The organism is Halobacillus sp. H74, assembly GCF_052246715.1.
GTDB lineage: Bacteria > Bacillota > Bacilli > Bacillales > Halobacillaceae > Halobacillus > Halobacillus litoralis_A.
Map to the genome: position 1 here is coordinate 73,431 of NZ_JBQQCI010000002.1, position 18,536 is coordinate 91,966.

Genomic DNA, 18,536 nt, shown 5'->3' on the forward strand with positions numbered 1-18,536 from the left:
TCAAATGGAAAGGAATATAACCTGGCATCAGGCGTCTGTCAGCCAAAAAAATTACAGAAATAAAAATGGCCATCACAGCGGAGTGATCTGGTTCACCGGACTCTCAGGATCTGGTAAGTCCAGTATTGCGAACCAGCTGAATCATCTCCTCCATGAGAGAGGGATTCATACGTACCTGCTCGATGGTGATAACATCCGCCACGGACTAAATTCGGACCTGGGGTTCTCAGCAGAAGATCGGGAAGAAAACATACGCCGGATCGGGGAGGTAGCTAAACTGTTCGCAGATAGCGGCGCAATTGTTCTGACGGCGTTCATTTCCCCCTATCAAAAAGATCGGGACCGTATCCGTGCTTCTCTCCCTGAAGAAGACTTTTTAGAAGTGTATGTTGATTGTCCGATCGATGAATGTGAAGCAAGAGATCCTAAAGGGTTATATGAGAAAGCAAGACAGGGTCATATCAAAGGATTCACGGGGATCGATTCCCCCTATGAAGCACCGATCGACCCTGAACAGGTGTTACACTCCTTCGATTATGATGTGAAAAGCTGTGCCGATCAACTGCTGGTCTTGCTTGAAGAAAAAGGGTGGATTAAAAAAGGAGCGTGACAGGATGTCTAAAGTTTATATCGTTGGTGCAGGACCTGGAGATTACGATTTAATCACTTTAAAAGGATTAAAAACAATCCAACAGGCAGATGTCATTTTGTATGACCGTTTGATAAACGAAGAGCTACTGAATGAAGCAGGGGAAAATACCGAAATGGTTTTTTGCGGTAAACGGCCGGATCATCACGCATTATCCCAAAAGACTATCAATCATCTATTATGCAAATACGCTCTTCAAGGCAAAACAGTTACACGCTTAAAAGGCGGTGATCCCTTTGTCTTCGGACGGGGAGGAGAAGAGGCGGAAGAATTGGCACGCAAAAACATTCCGTTTGAAATCGTCCCTGGAATTTCGTCCGGTGTCGCCGCCCCCGCCTATGCAGGAATTCCTGTGACTCACAGGGAGTACAGCTCTTCAGTCGCTTTCATTTCAGGCGTCAGCAAGCTTGGAGAAGATGAAGAAGAATATTGGGAACACGTCGTTAAAAGTATGGATACCTTGTGTATTTATATGGGGGTGAAGAAATTACCCGACATCTGTGATCGCCTCCTGAAATATGGGCGGGAAGCAGATACACCCATCGCCCTTGTGCAATGGGGAACGACAGAGCAGCAAAAAACGGTTACAGGGACTCTGACGACGATCGTGGAAAAAGCTCGTCACATCGAGAATCCATCAATGATTGTTGTGGGAGATGTAGTCAAACTCAGAGAAAAACTGCAGTGGTTTGAGCCTTATGCTGTAGAAGAAACGGCAGCCATCGAGTCCGTTGTAGGGTAGAAAGGGGTAGCCTGATGAAAGCTGTGTTATATGTCAGCCATGGAAGCAGGAGAAAAGAAGCGACAGATGAAGCACTCCACTTTCTTCATACCGTCCATCAACAGATAGGAGTATCTCTCCATCACATTTGTTTCTTAGAACTTGCTCACCCGGATTTTCATGAAGGAATTGAACGGTTAGTGCGAAAAGGAGCGACAAAGGTAGCTGTTTTACCGGTATTATTATTAAGCGCTGGTCACTATTTTAAGGACATTCCTGAAAAAATAGAGAGAGCGAAAGCCCGGTTTCCTCATATTGAATTCTCTTACGGCGAGCCGCTCGGTGTCCAAGAGAGAATTGTAGATGTGCTAGTGGATCGTATCCAACAAACAAGTGCAGTGATTGATACCGAGACAAATATTCTTCTTGTAGGAAGGGGGAGCCGGCACCCCGACACGAAAACGTCAATTGAAAGGGTTGCTCGTATCCTTAAGAAAAAAACAGGAGCACCTAGCGTCGAGGTCTGTTATTTAGCAGCTCTGTCGCCAAGTTTTGAGGAAGGTCTCAAAGAATCTGTAAATCACAATGAAAAAACCATCGTCGTTCCTTACTTATGGTTTACAGGGGTATTAATAGAGTCGATCCAGCAGAAAATAAATGAATTTGCAGCAGGTGGGTATGAAATCTATCAAGCTTCCTATCTAGACACTCACCCGAACATGGTACGGGCAGCTGCTGATCGAGTCCATGAAGCGCTCGGGCATATAAGAGAGCAGAGTGATTCGGGGGTCAGTCAATAATGCCACCTCTGATGATAAATTTAGCCAAACGTTCTGCAGTTATCATTGGCGGTGGAAAAGTAGCCTGTAAGCGAGCGGAAACGCTCATTGATCATGGAGCAAAGGTGACGATCATCAGTCCTGACATCATAGAGGGTTTGCAAGCTTTATACCAACGTAATGAAATTCAATGGAAAAACAAAAAATTCGAACCTGACGATATTCAAGGAGCCTTTATTGCAGTCATCGCTACAAATGACCTGACAGAAAATCAAAGAATCACTGCGGCGGCTGAAAACGTGCCTCTTCTTAATAGAGCAGATGGCGGGGAAGGCGGAAACCTTCATTTTCCCGCTCATTTCACAAGAGGGAAATTAACGATTGCCGTATCTACAGGTGGGGCAAGTCCTATGCTTGCTTCGCACCTGAAAAGAAATTTAGAGGTGCATTTTCCGCCTGACTATGAACATTATATAGACTTCTTATATGAATGCAGGCAAATATTGAAACGGTCTGGTTTCTCAAGAGAAGTAAAGCAAGACATCCTTGAAAAAATATTAGAGGACAGCTACCAGGACCCTGCCATCCAACGACAAATGTTAGAGGAGATAAAAAAGGCTGGAGAGGAGAAGGAATTTGACAGGATTAGAAGGTAAAAAGGTCGGAATTGCAGCAGATCGAAGTGCTGATTCTATTTCGAATCTCGTGGTCAACATGGGTGGAATTCCCGCTGTTTATCCTATCCAGGGCACCAAGAGGTTGAATGAAGCCACTTGTAAGCAAAATGTGGAAGATTACTTGAACGAAACCTTCGACTGGGTCATTTTAACGACAGGAATCGGAGCAAGAACGTTAGCCGATAATGCTGAAACACACGGCTTCCATGATTCATTAATAAATAAATTAAGTGAAGAACCACTTGCTATAAGAGGTTCTAAAACTTTGGACTGGTTAAAGGAAAATGGTTTAAGACCCTCTGTAATTGCAGATGACGGAACAATGAATAACTTATTTGAGCGTTTAATAATGGTCGATAAAGATGTGAAAGGGAGGGTATTCCTCCAAGCCTACAACCAGGATGATGCATATCTTAAGCAGTTTCTCGAGAAGCAGGGTTATTCCGTCTACTTATCACGGCCCTATGTATTCGAGGCTCCACTTCCGGATGTGTTGCAGGAGCTTAAAGAAGAAATAACCTCTTTAAAAATGGATGCAGTGATTTTTACAAGTAAGACTCAAGTGCTCAACCTTTTCTCAAATGCAGCAGAACATGGGGGATTAGTGGAAGCATTCAATACTGATGTTCTCGCTGTGGCTGTTGGGAAAGTGACAGCGAATGAGCTGGAAAGCCAGGGTATCAATAATGTGCTTCAACCTAAACGGCAGAAAATGGGGGCGATGGTCGTTACGCTTGATCGATATTTTAATCCCCAGGCTTAAAAAAAACCGTCCAAGCTAACTCTTGATCTATTTAAAATAATGCTCTATTAAATTTCAGAATAAGCTCCTGATTGTGTAAGACTCAGTTACGAGACTTTATTAGGAGTTTAGGGGCTGCGGGAAAAGGCTCGCGTTCCATGGGGCGGGCGCTGAGCCTCCTCGGACTTCGTCCTGTGGGGTCTCAGCTGTCCCGCACATCCCATAGGAGTCTCACCGTCTCCCTCCGCCCCTTTACCATATTAGGTCCTCGAAACAACTTCTGGAATAAGCATCTATGAGCTTAAGGGAAGTAGAGGATTGACAATTACAAGGAAGGCATTCTGATCATGGGAGCTTGATATAGAGCGTTTTATGACTATAACACAGGGGTAGTGAAGACAACCCACCTGAGTAAGGAGTTCGTTTCTCACATACATCAGATGGGTTGGTGGGGAAGCTGCACTGTTTCCAAGCCAACCGTACGATTAGGAAGATTCTCGAAACTACATCTAAAGGGGAGCATTCACGGAGGACGCCCTGTAATTAAGCGTAAGATGTTTGATTCTCACTCAAATATGACAGTATTTTTCTGAACGAATTTCGAGAAAAACATATAGCAAGGGGCGGCGGGGAAAGCGAAGCATTCCCCGCCACCCCGATCCTCTCACAAAATGTCTCGAAATTGTATCATCAAAACTCCTGGAACATAACTGAATAACTCTCATGTAAAAATTCAGCAACAACCTTTAGCAAAGGCTAAAAAATAAAGATAAAGTGAAAATGATTACGGAGGTGGAATGATTGCAATTCCAGGTAATGAATAGTCCGTTCAGTAAAGAACAGGCTGACCTTTTGAATAAGTTGCTGGTCACCTTGAACGAACAACAAAAAATCTGGTTAAGTGGCTACCTGTCTGCCGGGCAGGCCGCTGTACTACCTGCCCAGGAGGAAACAACAGACGCCGGGGTGGCTGACCAGATTTCGACACGCCATATCACTATCCTATACGGTTCTCACACGGGAAATTGCCAATCCTTAGCTGAGGAATATACCGAGAAACTTAAGGGGAAAGGGTTTACCGTCCAACTTTCATCCATGGACGACTTTAAAACGAAAGCATTGAAAAAAGTGGAAGACCTATTAATTTTGACGAGTACTCACGGAGATGGAGACCCTCCTGATAACGCCTTATCTTTCTATGATTTTATACACAGCAAGCGAGCTCCTGAGTTAGATGGGGTGCGTTACTCTGTGCTTGCCCTGGGTGATAGCTCCTATGAGTTCTTCTGTCAGACCGGGAAGGAAATTGATGCGAGACTGGAAGAATTGGGAGCAGAGCGCATTTATGGGAGAGTAGACTGTGACTTGGACTTTGAAGAACCGGCTGAAGAATGGTGGGAAGGAGTATGGGAACAGCTTGGCAGCAGTACAGCTAAAGAAAACAGCGGGGATCCGATCGCCCCTCCTTTACCTATATCCGATAAACCCATTTATTCTAAATCACATCCATTTCAAGCGGAAGTATTAGAAAATATCAATCTTAACGGCAGGGGTTCAAATAAGGAGACCCGCCACTTGGAAATTGATTTGGAAGGTTCACAACTCACTTATGAACCAGGAGATAGTTTAGGGATTTATCCGCAAAATGAAGAAACATTGGTTGATGAGTTGATCGATGAGATGGGATGGGATCCAGAGCTTTCAGTGCCAGTGACAAAACAAGGGGAAGTCCGGGCGTTAAGAGAAGCACTTACTTCTCATTTTGAAATTACAGTCCTATCCAAGCCCTTATTAGAAAAGCTTTCCACCCTTACTTCAAATCAAAAGTTGACTGAACTTCTGGAATCAAGAGAAAGACTGAATGAGTATGTGCATGGAAGGGATCTGCTTGATGTAGTCAGAGATTATGGCCCGTGGGAAGCAGATGAGAAACAATTCATAAGTGTATTGCGGAAAATACCTTTTCGCCTTTATTCAATTGCCAGTAGTTTGAATGCGAATCCTGATGAGGTCCATCTCACAATCGGAGCATTACGATATGACGCTCATGGCAGGAAGCGGACCGGTGTATGTTCTGGCCAATGTGCCGAGCGGACTGACCAGGGTGATCAGTTAGCTGTATTTGTACAAAAGAACCAGAACTTCAAGCTTCCGGAAAATAAAGAAGCCCCTATCATTATGATCGGCGCCGGTACTGGTATAGCACCTTACCGATCGTTTCTTGAAGATAGGGAAGAACAAGAGATTCACGGTAAGTCATGGTTGTTCTTCGGTGAACAACATTTCGTTTCGGATTTTCTATATCAAGTAGAATGGCAAAAGTGGCTGAAGGAAGATGTTCTTTCAAGGATGGATGTCGCATTTTCCAGAGATTCTTCAGAAAAAGTATATGTCCAGCACAAAATGTATGAAAGAAGGAAAGAGCTTTACGAATGGATCGAAGACGGAGCATATATTTATGTGTGTGGAGATGAGAAGTATATGGCGAAAGACGTCCAGGATACGCTGCTTGAAATATTTAAAAATGAAGGTGGCCTTTCAATGGAAGAAGCGGAAGCCTATTTGGCAGAACTAAGGCAGCAGAAACGTTACCAAAGAGATGTTTATTAATAGAAGATACACATGAAAGGTTTTGCCAAGCACCAAGAAGGAAGGAGACTAATCGATGTCTGATAATAAAACGATCCATCCTCAAGGACCTCCAGATGAAATGGAGCGTATCAAAGAAGATAGTCGCTACTTGAGGGGAAATTTAGTAGAGAGCTTTCAAGATCCGATTACGGCTAGTATCCCAGAGGAAGATACAAAGCTCTTAAAGTTCCACGGCAGCTATATGCAGGACGACAGGGATCTGCGACAGGAGAGAAAACAAAAAAAACTGGAACCAGCGTATCAGTTTATGATTCGTGTCCGTCTGCCTGGTGGGGTTGCTACTCCGAAACAGTGGTTGACCATGGATGAATTGGCTGATCAGTATGGGAATGAGACCTTGAAATTAACAACAAGACAAACCTTCCAGATGCACGGAATCTTGAAATGGAATATGAAAAAAAGCATTCAGGCGATGGATGCTGCCTTGATGGACACGATTGCTGCTTGTGGTGATGTGAACCGGAATGTCATGTGCAACTCAAATCCGAATCAGTCCGCACTTCACGCAGAAGTTTATGATTGGGCGAAAAAAGTTAGTGACCATTTATTACCAAGAACAAATGCCTACCACGAAATTTGGCTGGATGAAGAAAAGCTTGTAGATGGAAAAGAAGACGAACCGATCTATGGTCCTGTATATTTACCGAGAAAATTCAAAATCGGCATAGCCGTTCCCCCATCGAACGATGTGGACGTCTTTTCACAAGATTTAGGATTCATTGCGATTGTAAAAGGTGGGGAATTACTAGGGTTTAATGTGGCTGTTGGAGGCGGCATGGGGATGACCCATGGAGATACTGCCACATACCCTCAACTCGCACGAGTCATCGGTTTTTGTCCAGTAGAGCGGACAGTGGATGTCGCAGAAAAAATCCTGACCATCCAACGCGATTATGGAAATCGCTCTAACCGCAAAAATGCGCGTTTCAAATACACGATTGACCGTCTTGGGGTGGAGTGGATTCGCGAAGAGTTGAACGACCGACTTGGCTGGAGCCTGGAAGACGCGAAAGACTACCACTTTGAGAGTAATGGGGATCGTTATGGATGGGTGAAAGGAGAAGATGGTCATTGGCATCATACCTTTTTCATTCAAAATGGCCGGATCAAGGACTCAGAGAATTATCGCTTGAAAGAGGGGTTACGTAAAATAGCGGAAACGAATACAGGGGAATTCCGTTTGACTCCGAATCAAAATGTAACTCTTTCTATGATACCAGAGGAGAAGAAAGCAGAAATCGAAGGCATCATAGACGATTATGAACTCATGGATGGTGAACACAATTCAGCAATAAGAAGGAACTCTATGGCTTGTGTGGCATTGCCGACCTGCGCATTAGCGATGGCAGAATCAGAAAGGTACCTTCCATCATTAATCGACAAATTGGAGGAAATTCTTGATGAAGCAGGGCTAGTAGAGGATGAGATCATTATCCGGATGTCAGGGTGTCCGAATGGCTGCTCACGGCCTGCATTAGGTGAGATCGGCTTTATCGGAAAAGCTCCGGGTAAATATAATATGTACTTGGGAGCAGGCTTTGCTGGGGAACGACTGAATAAATTATATCGTGAAAATATTGGAGAAGAAGAAATCTTAAAAGAATTGAAGCCGATGTTGTTCCACTATGCTCAAGATCGGGAAGGGCAAGAGAAATTCGGAGACTTTGTGATTCGAGCGGGCTACATTGAAGCTGTTCATAACGGGCAAGATTTCCACAGTTAAAGCTATTGCACGTGTTATCAGGTTATGTACCTTTTTTAGGTTGGACTGTCACTACCATCGCCCACAGGAATATGGTATTAAGGGAGACCAAATGCAAAGAGGTGCATAATAATGGATGATAAACGTAAGCAACTTCCCGATTTGTTCGATCAACGGCTCCACGAAATGGTAAAGGCGGTAGATTCCTTCTTTGATGAGTCCATCAAGCAAGTCAATCAATTTTTTCAACACTCAAGCATCCCCGTAGAGGTGATTGAAACTGGATCTGATGTCACTATCGAAGCCTATTTGCCGGGAGTTCAGAAAGATCAAATCAGAATCGACCGTTTCGGGGATCAGGTAAGAATTCGTGTCGAGAACCATGCTTCTAAGGAGGTCACAAGTGAAGATTCCTCCTTTTATAATTCAAAGCAAGCGTGGAGTCAAAAGGAACGAATCATCACATTGCCTTTCGCAGTCTCTGAAACTTCCAGTAGTGCTTCCTTCAAAAATGATGTGCTGAAGGTCATGTTTGCGAAAAATAACTTTTCCATCAAAGTAATTGATGTAGATAACTGATACAACCAACGAAGGGGGAGGCGTTCATTTACGCCTTCTCTTTTGCTGCTTCTTACATAGAATATTAGAGGAACTCTGAACAGGGAGGGTTGGCATTGCATGTCATTTGGGTCCCTTGCTATTATCCGGTCCTGCTTCACCCTGGATATCACGGTTATCTTCCGCAAAGCACTTACCGGTCTGAGCGGATTTATCCAGATGTAGACGCTGGTATGTTCATACAATCAGCATCAGAGATGGATCAATTGATGGATGAAGCCCGTACAGTAGTGGAACGGATTCACAGCTCAGAAGAATTTGCGAATGAAATGATGGGTGCTGCACAAGAATCAGATCAATCCAAAGTTGATTCCTTGATTCAGAGTACAGGCGTAGGTGCCTCATTTAAAGCGGAATACACTCCAGATGGTTTTAGGTTGCATATGACTTCTTCTGTCAATCAATTGAATTGTTGTAAATTAATCTTGTCTTTACGTTGGCGATGATGAAAAACACGAAAAACCCGGCTTCCTTTAATTGAGGATGCCGGGTTTTTCGTGTTTAATCGAGGGGGCAGACCTTCGCGTCATAAGCTGACCAGTTACGGTGAAGAAAAAACACTTCACGGCAATGTGCTTCTAGGGCGCCTCAGGTCTCCCAGCCTCTCGCCAAATTTCTAATGTCCAAGCGAGCGCATGATAAATTCAATGAGAAAGACCATGGCGATAAGAACGACAGGCGTTGATAGTTCTCTTTGTTTCCCGATAGCGAATTTGACAATCGGATAGGCGATGAAGCCGAAAGCCATTCCGTCCGCGATGGAATACGTGAATGGAATCATCACGATGATCAAAAACGCCGGCATTGCTTCAGACAGTTGGTCCAATGGGATTTCCTTGATGTTCTGGACCATCAAAGCTCCGACGATGATCAAAATCGGGGCGATTGCCGTAGATGGGACCATAGAAATCCAGGGGATGAACAGTAACGTACCTAAAAACAGACCACTCATAGTCAAAGCGGCTCTTCCTGACTTTCCGCCTGATGCGATGACCGCTGCACTTTCTGCTGAAGAAACCGTCGGAGAAGTGCCGAGGAATCCTGTAGTCAATGCAGAAAAAGCGGACGCTTGATAAGAACGTTTGAACTTTTCTTCTTGATCAAGCATGTTCAACTGTCCGTGGATCAAGCCCATGTTTTCAAAAATAAGCACGATCGCAAGTGGAAAAACAGCCATCCAAAAGCCGAATTGTCCAATACTGCTGAAGTCGGGCATGAATACCCATGTTTGCTCTTTAAGTTCAATCATTTCGCCACGTTCACCTAGAAGGCCGGTGAAATGAGCAATAACCGTCCCTGCAATCATCGTTACTAAAAAGTTTCCTGGCACATTCCTGGTAAATAAAAAAATACCGATGAATAACGTCAGGATACTAGTAATGACGATAGCTGACGAAGGGTTGCCAAGTGTAATCAAAGAATGTTCTCCTCTTACGACAAGACCGCCTTTTTCTAGACCGATTAAAGTTAGGAACAATCCGAGACCCACCGTGATGGCATGTTTCAAAGATGACGGTATCGCATGTTTCAACCAATCTCCAAGTCTAGTAAAGGCAGTGGCTAAGAAAAGCAATGAAGCGACGAGCACTACAGCAAGTCCTTCTTGGAAACCCATGCCACTCCCTTCAACGATTGAAAAAGCAAACAGAGCATTGACACCCATTCCGGGAATGAGAACCATAGGCGCATTTGCGTATATGGCCATGATCAAACAGCCTAGTGCACTGGCAAGAATAGTAGCCACCATACCGCTCTCAAGCGGCAATCCGGCACTTTCAAGGATTTGGCTGTTGACGGCGACGATATATACCGTCGTGAAATAACCGATCAATCCGGCCAATCCTTCTTTCTTCCAGCTCACCTGTTTATTTTGCTGATTGAGCATTTCAATCTCCTCTATGAAATTATCCCTCTCCCGCCCGGTTACCGAGTAACCCACAAACATTCATTTTACTCTTTATCTGTCATTCTGGCAAGGTAAAGTTAAAATTCATCTTCCTTTCTACAAAGGACTTTATGTTATGTAACAGGTATTCAATATAAAATGGAAGTTTAAAGGATGCTTAATTTCGAGATGTTTGTAGGAAATTACTAGCTTCTTCTCCCGCGGGAGCCTCTTTCTCCCCCTACGACCCTTGCGATATGCGTTTCTCGAAAGCACTTGAAGGAGAAACTGCCCTTTGGTGTGTGGTTTAATCATACTTTAGTGGTGGAATGATGGGTTTTATTCGCAAAAGCGCGTTCCTGTACAGTTCTCCCTGCTTATGACGCGAGTGTCTGGGCGATGTAGCTGGACGAGTGATTTCCCGGACCTTCAAGCTCTATCTTTAATAATGGAAACCTTTAAGATATCTCGATGCTGAGTGTTTAAGATAAGGGAGCTTTTATGGAGGAGGGTAAGAACGTTTAGAAAGCTTCATTTTTTTCATATAAATATTAAGCCCAGCAATTTTATGATAAGATAAGATAGGATTATTCAACGATGGAAAGCGTTTTCTTTTGTTTGATAGAGATAGTTTGCAAAGGGATGGTGGAAGAAATGAAATATCGTTCAGTATTCGATATCATCGGTCCGGTCATGATCGGACCTTCAAGTTCACATACAGCCGGAGCAGCCCGGATAGGCAGGGCTGCCCGTCATCTTTTCGGTAGAGAACCCAAGTATGCACATATTCACTTGTATGGTTCTTTTGCGAAAACATATAAAGGTCATGGAACAGACGTGGCTATCATCGGTGGGTTACTGGATTATGAAACCTATGATCAGAGAATCAGCGACTCCCTTGTTACGGCCAGGAAAAACGGTATGAAAATCCGTTTCCATGAAGAAGATGCACATACGGATCATCCGAACACAGCTAAAGTTAAAATCGGCGATGATGATGGCGAGCTGGAACTTGTCGGTATTTCCATCGGTGGCGGGAAAGCGGAAATCACCGAGTTGAATGGATTTGAACTCCGTTTGTCAGGCAGCCATCCAGCCATTTTACTGATTCATAACGACCGTTATGGGGCGATTGCTTCAGCGACTACGATCTTAGCAAAAAACGAAATTAATATCGGCCGGATGGAAGTGTCCAGAAAAGCTCAAGGAGAGCAGGCGTTGATGGTTATTGAGGTCGATCAAAACATTGATGATTCAGTTTTGGATGAATTAGAACGTGCCGATCATATCACCCAGGTAGCAAAAATTTCAGACTGACGATACAGAAAGGGGCGAGCACATGTTTCGAAATGTAGCAGAACTCGTAGAGCTTGCAGAAAGTGAAAATATTCAAATCTCAGAAGTGATGATCCGTCAAGAGATGGAGGTCAAACAACTGACGAGAGAAGAAGTGTTTCAAAATATGGAAAGAAACCTTGATGTAATGGAAAAAGCGGTAGAGGATGGATTGAAAGGGGTCAAATCTCATAGTGGATTGACTGGCGGCGATGCAGTTTTAATCCAGGATTATATGAAAAACCATAAGCCGTTATCTGGTAATCTTTTAATGGATGCTGTCAGTAAAGCTGTGGCGACCAATGAGGTGAACGCAGCGATGGGCACCATTTGTGCGACACCTACGGCAGGGAGTGCCGGTTGTGTGCCTGGAACACTTTTCGCAGTGAAAAACCAGTTGAACCCGACACGGGAACAAATGGTCGATTATTTATTTACATCAGGCGCATTTGGTTTTGTCGTAGCTAACAATGCTTCGATCTCGGGTGCGGCAGGAGGCTGCCAGGCAGAAGTTGGATCCGCAGCAGGAATGGCATCAGCTGCTATCGTCGAAATGGCTGGTGGAACGCCGTCTCAATCAGCAGAAGCGATGGCCATAACATTAAAAAATATGCTTGGTTTGATTTGCGACCCTGTGGCTGGCCTTGTAGAAGTTCCATGTGTGAAACGGAATGCTATGGGAGCATCGAATGCGATTGTCGCTGCTGATATGGCACTGGCTGGAGTCACGAGCCGTATTCCTTGCGATGAAGTCATAGATGCGATGTACAAAGTCGGCCAACGCATGCCGTCCGCCTTCCGGGAAACGGCCCAGGGAGGACTGGCAGCTACACCTACTGGAAGAGAATTAGAAGCGAAAGTGTATGGAATCTCGTTGAAGAAAGAGTGAAGAATGTGTTACAACATCCGATTAGTGAAGTCAAAGGAGTCGGGGAGAAATTAGAAACCCACTTGAATGAATTGGGGTTGTTTACTGTTGAGGATTTGTTGTTTTATTTTCCTCATCGATACGATTCCTACGAAGTGAAGCCCTTGACAGAATTGACAAATAATGAAAAAGCGACGATTGAAGGTGAAATCGTCTCAGAACCAGCTTTAAGCTTCTATGGAAGAAAGAAATCACGGCTTACCTTCACTCTTCAAGTGGAGCAGTTTGCAGTCAAAGCCGTAATGTTCAATCGTGCCTTTGCAAAAAAACAACTCCAACAGGGAGATACGGTGACCGTTACGGGGAAGTGGGATCAACAGCGGTTGCAGATCACTGTCAGTCAATTCAAAAAAGGTGAATCAAAGAGCCAGGAACCCATTCAGCCTGTTTATACTCTCAAAGAAGGTGTCAACTTGAACACATTGAGAAAAGTGATCAAAACAGCGCTGGATCAGAACGGGAGTTCTCTCCCTGAAATTTTGCCGGAAGATTTGACTCTCGCCTACAAACTGCCGGAGCGTGTGCAAGCTCTTAATCAAATGCACTACCCTGAAAGCCGTATCATGTTGAAGCATGCGAAGAGACGGTTTATTTATGAAGAGTTCCTGGTTTTTCAGTTGAAGATGCAGCTGTTGAGGAAACATCATCGGGAATCAACTACAGGGCAGGTTCAGACATATGACAACGATCGTTTGACTTCTTTTGTCCAGTCGCTGCCTTTTGAGCTCACCTCTGCCCAGAAGCGTTCGTTAGCTGAAATTTTGAATGATATGAAAAGTCCTCATCGGATGAACCGTCTTTTACAAGGGGATGTTGGCTCGGGTAAAACAGCGGTTGCTGCGATCGCTTTATACGCATCAATTACTGCGGGGCACCAAGGGGCTTTGATGGTGCCGACAGAAATATTGGCAGAACAGCACTACCATTCATTACAAGAGATGTTCGAGGGAAGAGCGACGGTCGCATTGCTTACTGGATCGGTAAAAGGGAAGAGAAGAAAAGAGATTCTTGAGGCTGTGGATCAGAAGGAAATTGATATACTGATCGGAACGCATGCTCTTATCCAAGAGGAAGTAGCTTTCAAACAGCTTGGTTTTGTCATAGTAGATGAACAGCATAGATTCGGTGTGCAACAGCGCAGGGCTTTAAGGGATAAAGGGCTTTACCCGGATGTGCTGTTTATGACAGCGACCCCGATCCCACGGACTCTGGCAATCACTGCTTTCGGTGATATGGATGTAAGTGTCATCGATGAGATGCCTGCAGGTCGGAAGCCGGTGGATACTTACTGGGTCAAAGGTGAAATGACCAACAGGGTCCTCAATTTCATTCAAAAGGAAATCGACAGAGGGCATCAGGCATATGTCATCTGCCCCTTGATAGAAGAGTCCGATCAGCTTGATATTCAGAACGCCATTGAATTATACAATCAGTTGAGTGCTGTGTACGAACCTGATGTTTCTGTCGGTTTGATGCACGGGCGTTTGCACAATGATGAAAAAGAAGGTGTTATGCAGCAATTCGCGAACAATACCTTGAAAATCCTCGTATCGACAACGGTGGTCGAAGTGGGAGTGAACGTACCGAATGCTACGGTCATGGTCATCTATGATGCAGAAAGGTTCGGTTTATCACAACTCCATCAACTCCGGGGCCGGGTCGGCCGTGGGGTCGATCAAAGCTATTGCATCCTTATGGGTGATCCTAAAGGAGAAGTCGGGAAAGAGCGGATGAGAATCATGACAGAAACGAACGATGGATTCGAGCTGTCCGAACAAGATTTGAAACTACGCGGCCCGGGGGATTTCTTCGGTAAGAAACAAAGTGGACTGCCTGAGTTCAGGGTCGGGGATATGGTTCATGATTACAGGGCTCTCGAAACGGCAAGAAAAGATGCTGCAGAAATGATAATGGATGATGTCCTTGAACAGGACGAACGTTACCAATCTCTGAAGGAGCTCGTCTATAGCGATCAGCACATTCTTGGAGATGTCCTGGATTAAAGATCAAAAACGCAAGCGAACCTGGTCAGCCGCGACAAGCTTAAGCACATCTGGCTGGATATGGCTCATGAAGCATTGGCACGAATTTTATAATTTTCATCATAAAAAAAGACTGTCGGCCTGAATTTGCTTGCTGGCAGTCTTTTTGTTTCCGCCTGATTTAAAGATTTTCCTTATACGAAAGGTCAATCCTTGCGTAAATCTTACTGGTATTATATATTACTATTAGTACCTAGTCATAAAGTGATCGCTTATGATTAAATGAACGGTGGAATCAGTGTGAAAAAGACTAAAAAAATGCGCCAGGAAGAATTGAAAAATAAAATCGATCAAACTCCCTTCATCACAGATGAAGAATTGGCAAAGTCATTTGGAGTCAGCATTCAGACCATCCGCCTCGACAGAATGGAACTGGGGATTCCGGAACTAAGAGAGAGGATCAAGTCTGTCGCGACACACGAGTGGAATGAGACTGTCAAAGCACTGCCGATCGAAGAAGTCATCGGGGAAGTCGTAGACCTTGAACTAGATGATCGAGCATTATCGATTTTAGATATTCGTCCAGAGCACGTTTTCTCAAGGAATCATATTGCAAGAGGACATCACCTTTTCGCGCAAGCCAATTCTTTAGCAGTCGCATTGATAAATGATGACATTGCCCTGACGGCTCGCTCGACCATTCATTTTTCAAGACCGGTGAAGTTAGGTGAACGGGTTGTGGCCAAAGCGTCAGTCAAAGGGGAAGGTGAAAAGGGCCGGACGATTGTAAGTGTCCACAGCTTTGTAGAAAATGAAGAAGTATTTGGAGGAACATTTGAAATGTACCGTTCCAACCAATAGAAGGAGATGGATCTGAAAATGAAGCTAGCCATTGACGCCATGGGCGGCGATCATGCCCCGGAAGCGATAGTTAAAGGTGCAGTAGAAGCTGCTGATTCAATAGAAGGATTGGAGATTACTTTGATAGGTGATGAGTCCCGTATTAAACCTTTTTTGAAAGAACAATCCAACCTATCCATCATACATACGACAGAAGTTATTACAGCTGATGATGAACCTGTGCGTGCTGTAAGAAGGAAAAAGAATGCCTCCATGGTACTGATGGCCAACGAAGTAAAAGAAGGGCGAGCGGATGGATGTATTTCTGCAGGGAACACAGGAGCATTAATGAGTGCTGGGCTTTTCTTAGTGGGGCGCATGAAAGGTGTTGAGCGACCGGCGTTGAGCCCGACCTTGCCGACTGAAGATGGGAAAGGGTTCCTGATGCTGGATGTAGGTGCGAATGTCGATGCGAAACCCGATCATTTGCTTCAATATGCAGTCATCGGGTCGATTTATGCTGAAAATGTAAGAAATATCGACGAGCCGCGTGTTGGTCTGCTTAATGTCGGGACAGAAGAAGGAAAAGGCAATGACTTAACGAAAAAAGCTTTCCGATTGATGCAGGAAGCACCGATTAATTTTGTAGGCAACATAGAGGCGCGTGACTTAATGAGCGGTGTGGCAGATGTTGTAGTGACTGACGGGTTTACAGGAAATGTGACATTGAAAACGATCGAAGGAACAGCGATGACGATGTTTTCTATGATCAAACAAACCTTTATGACCAACTTTAAGACAAAGATTGCTGCTGGCCTGGCTAAAAACGATCTAAAGAAATTGAAAGATCAATTAGATTACTCAGAGTATGGAGGGGCGGGTTTATTCGGATTATCTGCTCCTGTAATCAAGGCGCACGGGTCTTCGAATGAAAGAGCTGTGCTGAATGCCATTCGACAAGCATGCCAAATGGTCGAGCAGGATGTAACAACGACCATCTCGACCACATTGGAGGAGATGGAACAAAAGGAGGATGAATCATGAAAAACATCGCATATGTTTTTCCTGGACAAGGTTCTCAGGAAGTGGGCATGGGGCAGGCAATGTATGAAAGCTACCCATCTGTAAAAAAATTATTCGACCAAGCGGATGAAACTTTGGGTTACTCACTGACAACCCTTATGTTTGAAGGACCTTCGGAAGAACTGACGAAAACAGAAAATGCTCAGCCTGCTTTACTTTTGAACAGTATTGCTATTCAAGAAGTGCTTCAGGAGGAAGGTGTCGCACCTGGTATGACTGCGGGTCATAGTTTGGGCGAGTATAGTGCTCTTGTAGCTTCCGGGTCTTTAAGCCCGATGGATGCTCTGCAATTGGTACATGTAAGAGGGAAACTCATGGAAGAGGCATACCCTACAGGTAAAGGGACTATGGCTGCCGTTCTCGGTCTATCCCAAGAAGAAATTGAAGAAGTCCTCCGCAATTTCGATGGAGAAACAGCCGTTGATTTAGCCAATATCAATTGCCCTGGCCAAATCGTCATTTCCGGCACAAAAGAGGGAGTGGAACAAGCATCTCAGCAACTCTCTGAAAAGGGAGCGAAACGAGTCCTTCCCCTCAATGTGAGTGGACCGTTCCATTCCCGGCTGATGAAGTCGGCAAGTGATGATTTCGCTGATTATTTATCAAAAACAACCATCCAGGATGCGGACATACCTGTGTATGCCAATGTTACAGCGTCCCCTGTAACAGAAGCGGAAAAAATAGAAACATTGCTTATCGAACAGCTTTATTCACCGGTAAGGTTTCAGCAGATCCTCGAAGCATTCGCTGAAGAAAATGTGGATGCAATTGTCGAGGTCGGACAAGGGAAAGTATTGAGTGGACTGGTAAGAAAAGTGAAACGCAGAATGAAAACATTCAGTGTCCAGGATCCAGATTCATTGCAATCTTTCATTGATTGGTATAAGGAGGAATCTTGATGTTACAAGATCAGGTAGCTCTCGTCACGGGGGCTTCGCGTGGAATTGGAAGAGCGATCGCTCTGGAACTTGCTTCTAAAGGTGCGAAAGTCGCTGTCAATTATGCTGGCAGCGAAGATAAAGCAGAAGCAGTTGTCCAGGAAATTGAAGACCAGGGCGGCGTAGCCATCAAAATACAGGCCAATGTCTCCAGTGATGAAGATGTAAAACGCATGGTGAAAACGACCATCGATGAGTTCGGTCGGTTGGATATCCTCGTCAACAATGCAGGGATTACAAAAGACAATTTGTTGATGAGAATGAAAGAAGAAGAGTTCGACTCTGTTATCGATACGAACCTTAAAGGTGTCTTCCTTTGTACGAAAGGCGTCACCAGACAAATGATGAAGCAAAAGTATGGTCGTATCATCAACGTCGCGTCGATTGTAGGTGTATCCGGTAACCCTGGTCAGGCGAACTATGTAGCAGCTAAAGCAGGGGTGATCGGTATGACTAAATCGAACGCTAAAGAGCTTGCTGCAAGAAACATCCAGGTCAATGCCGTTGCACCTGGTTACATTGCGACAGATATGACGGATTCCCTGACAGATGAGCAGCGTGAACAAATGCTTTCACTCATCCCCTTGAACCGTTTAGGGGAAGGGCAGGATGTCGCACGTGTAGTCAGATTCCTGGCTTCTGAGGACGCTGCCTACATGACAGGCCAAACGCTGCATATCGACGGCGGACTGGTAATGTAAAAATGTTATGGTTTTTCTCTGCGAAATTTACTATAATGACTGAAGGGAGGTGAGGTTCCAATGGCAGAAACATTTGATCGTGTAAAACAGATCATCGTCGATCGTCTTGACGTTGATGAGTCTAAAGTTACTATGGAAGCTTCCTTCAAAGAAGATCTAGAAGCAGACTCTCTTGACGTAGTAGAGCTTGTAATGGAGCTTGAAGATGAGTTTGATATGGAAATTTCTGATGAAGAAGCTGAAAAAATCAATACAGTAGGCGACGCTGTGAATTACATAAGCAGCGTATCGTAAAAGGAAGATA

18 protein-coding genes are annotated in these 18,536 nt (G+C 44.5%); 17 read left to right on the top strand and 1 reads right to left on the bottom strand.

Features of this window, described 5'->3' with window-relative positions:
- Positions 1 to 4 precede the first annotated feature (4 nt).
- The 9 genes from cysC (at position 5) to ACTWPX_RS03630 (ending at position 8,986) form a co-directional block, all read left to right on the top strand.
- Positions 5 to 610: an adenylyl-sulfate kinase gene (gene cysC, locus ACTWPX_RS03590; protein ID WP_443118548.1), complete on the top strand. Its 606-nt coding sequence runs from the start codon at positions 5 to 7 to the stop codon at positions 608 to 610.
- A 4-nt stretch (positions 611 to 614) separates the two neighbouring features.
- Entirely contained in the window at positions 615 to 1,391 is a 777-nt protein-coding gene (gene cobA, locus ACTWPX_RS03595; protein ID WP_128522808.1) for a uroporphyrinogen-III C-methyltransferase, read from the top strand.
- 14 nt (positions 1,392 to 1,405) lie between these two features.
- Entirely contained in the window at positions 1,406 to 2,170 is a 765-nt protein-coding gene (locus ACTWPX_RS03600; protein WP_443118549.1) for a sirohydrochlorin chelatase, read from the top strand.
- Positions 2,170 to 2,805, top strand: coding sequence for an NAD(P)-binding protein (locus ACTWPX_RS03605; RefSeq protein WP_443118550.1), 636 nt, complete (start codon positions 2,170 to 2,172; stop codon positions 2,803 to 2,805). Before ACTWPX_RS03600 ends, ACTWPX_RS03605 begins: the two co-directional genes overlap by 1 nt.
- The gene (locus ACTWPX_RS03610) at positions 2,786 to 3,589 is read left to right on the top strand and encodes a uroporphyrinogen-III synthase (RefSeq protein ID WP_443118551.1); all 804 of its coding nucleotides are present in this window, start codon (positions 2,786 to 2,788) and stop codon (positions 3,587 to 3,589) included. The genes ACTWPX_RS03605 and ACTWPX_RS03610 overlap by 20 nt, the downstream gene beginning before the upstream one ends.
- Before the next feature lie 780 nt (positions 3,590 to 4,369).
- Entirely contained in the window at positions 4,370 to 6,178 is a 1,809-nt protein-coding gene (locus tag ACTWPX_RS03615; RefSeq protein WP_443118552.1) for an assimilatory sulfite reductase (NADPH) flavoprotein subunit, read from the top strand.
- 55 nt (positions 6,179 to 6,233) lie between these two features.
- Positions 6,234 to 7,943, top strand: coding sequence for an assimilatory sulfite reductase (NADPH) hemoprotein subunit (gene cysI / locus ACTWPX_RS03620; RefSeq protein WP_443118553.1), 1,710 nt, complete (start codon positions 6,234 to 6,236; stop codon positions 7,941 to 7,943).
- A gap of 111 nt (positions 7,944 to 8,054) precedes the next feature.
- Positions 8,055 to 8,501, top strand: coding sequence for an Hsp20/alpha crystallin family protein (locus ACTWPX_RS03625; RefSeq protein WP_443118554.1), 447 nt, complete (start codon positions 8,055 to 8,057; stop codon positions 8,499 to 8,501).
- A 95-nt stretch (positions 8,502 to 8,596) separates the two neighbouring features.
- A complete protein-coding gene (locus ACTWPX_RS03630; protein WP_443118555.1) occupies positions 8,597 to 8,986 on the top strand; it encodes a hypothetical protein in 390 nt (129 codons plus the stop codon).
- 170 nt (positions 8,987 to 9,156) lie between these two features.
- Here ACTWPX_RS03630 and ACTWPX_RS03635 read toward each other — a convergent pair whose 3' ends face one another.
- Positions 9,157 to 10,485, bottom strand: a complete 1,329-nt coding sequence (locus ACTWPX_RS03635; protein ID WP_443118556.1) for an NCS2 family permease — start codon at positions 10,483 to 10,485, stop codon at positions 9,157 to 9,159.
- Between the two features lie 594 nt (positions 10,486 to 11,079).
- Between ACTWPX_RS03635 and sdaAB the strand changes: the two genes are divergently transcribed.
- The 8 genes from sdaAB to acpP all read left to right on the top strand — a co-directional run bounded on the left by sdaAB (position 11,080) and on the right by acpP (position 18,526).
- Positions 11,080 to 11,742 carry an L-serine ammonia-lyase, iron-sulfur-dependent subunit beta gene (sdaAB, locus tag ACTWPX_RS03640; protein ID WP_128522800.1) on the top strand — a complete coding sequence of 221 codons (663 nt, stop codon included), beginning with the start codon at positions 11,080 to 11,082 and terminating at the stop codon, positions 11,740 to 11,742.
- A gap of 22 nt (positions 11,743 to 11,764) precedes the next feature.
- Positions 11,765 to 12,649 (top strand): L-serine ammonia-lyase, iron-sulfur-dependent, subunit alpha, encoded by an 885-nt coding sequence (gene sdaAA, locus ACTWPX_RS03645; RefSeq protein ID WP_128522799.1) that lies wholly within the window; start codon positions 11,765 to 11,767, stop codon positions 12,647 to 12,649.
- Positions 12,646 to 14,691, top strand: coding sequence for an ATP-dependent DNA helicase RecG (gene recG, locus ACTWPX_RS03650; protein ID WP_443118557.1), 2,046 nt, complete (start codon positions 12,646 to 12,648; stop codon positions 14,689 to 14,691). Before sdaAA ends, recG begins: the two co-directional genes overlap by 4 nt.
- Before the next feature lie 279 nt (positions 14,692 to 14,970).
- Positions 14,971 to 15,531, top strand: a complete 561-nt coding sequence (gene fapR / locus ACTWPX_RS03655; protein ID WP_443118558.1) for a transcription factor FapR — start codon at positions 14,971 to 14,973, stop codon at positions 15,529 to 15,531.
- An 18-nt stretch (positions 15,532 to 15,549) separates the two neighbouring features.
- The gene (gene plsX, locus ACTWPX_RS03660; RefSeq protein WP_443118559.1) at positions 15,550 to 16,554 is read left to right on the top strand and encodes a phosphate acyltransferase PlsX; all 1,005 of its coding nucleotides are present in this window, start codon (positions 15,550 to 15,552) and stop codon (positions 16,552 to 16,554) included.
- Positions 16,551 to 17,492 (top strand): ACP S-malonyltransferase, encoded by a 942-nt coding sequence (fabD, locus tag ACTWPX_RS03665; RefSeq protein WP_443118560.1) that lies wholly within the window; start codon positions 16,551 to 16,553, stop codon positions 17,490 to 17,492. Before plsX ends, fabD begins: the two co-directional genes overlap by 4 nt.
- Entirely contained in the window at positions 17,492 to 18,232 is a 741-nt protein-coding gene (gene fabG, locus ACTWPX_RS03670) for a 3-oxoacyl-[acyl-carrier-protein] reductase (protein ID WP_443118561.1), read from the top strand. Before fabD ends, fabG begins: the two co-directional genes overlap by 1 nt.
- A gap of 60 nt (positions 18,233 to 18,292) precedes the next feature.
- Positions 18,293 to 18,526, top strand: coding sequence for an acyl carrier protein (acpP, locus tag ACTWPX_RS03675; RefSeq protein WP_128522793.1), 234 nt, complete (start codon positions 18,293 to 18,295; stop codon positions 18,524 to 18,526).
- Positions 18,527 to 18,536: the final 10 nt, after the last annotated feature.

Bases quoted from the DNA above. Each gene is read 5' to 3' on its own strand.
- plsX (WP_443118559.1), top strand. From the start codon at position 15,550: ATGAAGCTAGCCATTGACGCCATGGGCGGCGATCATGCCCCGGAAGCG.
- cobA (WP_128522808.1), top strand. From the start codon at position 615: ATGTCTAAAGTTTATATCGTTGGTGCAGGACCTGGAGATTACGATTTA.
- fabG (WP_443118561.1), top strand. From the start codon at position 17,492: ATGTTACAAGATCAGGTAGCTCTCGTCACGGGGGCTTCGCGTGGAATT.
- ACTWPX_RS03605 (WP_443118550.1), top strand. From the start codon at position 2,170: ATGCCACCTCTGATGATAAATTTAGCCAAACGTTCTGCAGTTATCATT.
- cysI (WP_443118553.1), top strand. From the start codon at position 6,234: ATGTCTGATAATAAAACGATCCATCCTCAAGGACCTCCAGATGAAATG.
- ACTWPX_RS03600 (WP_443118549.1), top strand. From the start codon at position 1,406: ATGAAAGCTGTGTTATATGTCAGCCATGGAAGCAGGAGAAAAGAAGCG.
- ACTWPX_RS03635 (WP_443118556.1), bottom strand. From the start codon at position 10,485: ATGTTTGTGGGTTACTCGGTAACCGGGCGGGAGAGGGATAATTTCATA.
- sdaAB (WP_128522800.1), top strand. From the start codon at position 11,080: ATGAAATATCGTTCAGTATTCGATATCATCGGTCCGGTCATGATCGGA.
- cysC (WP_443118548.1), top strand. From the start codon at position 5: ATGGAAAGGAATATAACCTGGCATCAGGCGTCTGTCAGCCAAAAAAAT.
- fabD (WP_443118560.1), top strand. From the start codon at position 16,551: ATGAAAAACATCGCATATGTTTTTCCTGGACAAGGTTCTCAGGAAGTG.
- sdaAA (WP_128522799.1), top strand. From the start codon at position 11,765: ATGTTTCGAAATGTAGCAGAACTCGTAGAGCTTGCAGAAAGTGAAAAT.
- acpP (WP_128522793.1), top strand. From the start codon at position 18,293: ATGGCAGAAACATTTGATCGTGTAAAACAGATCATCGTCGATCGTCTT.
- ACTWPX_RS03625 (WP_443118554.1), top strand. From the start codon at position 8,055: ATGGATGATAAACGTAAGCAACTTCCCGATTTGTTCGATCAACGGCTC.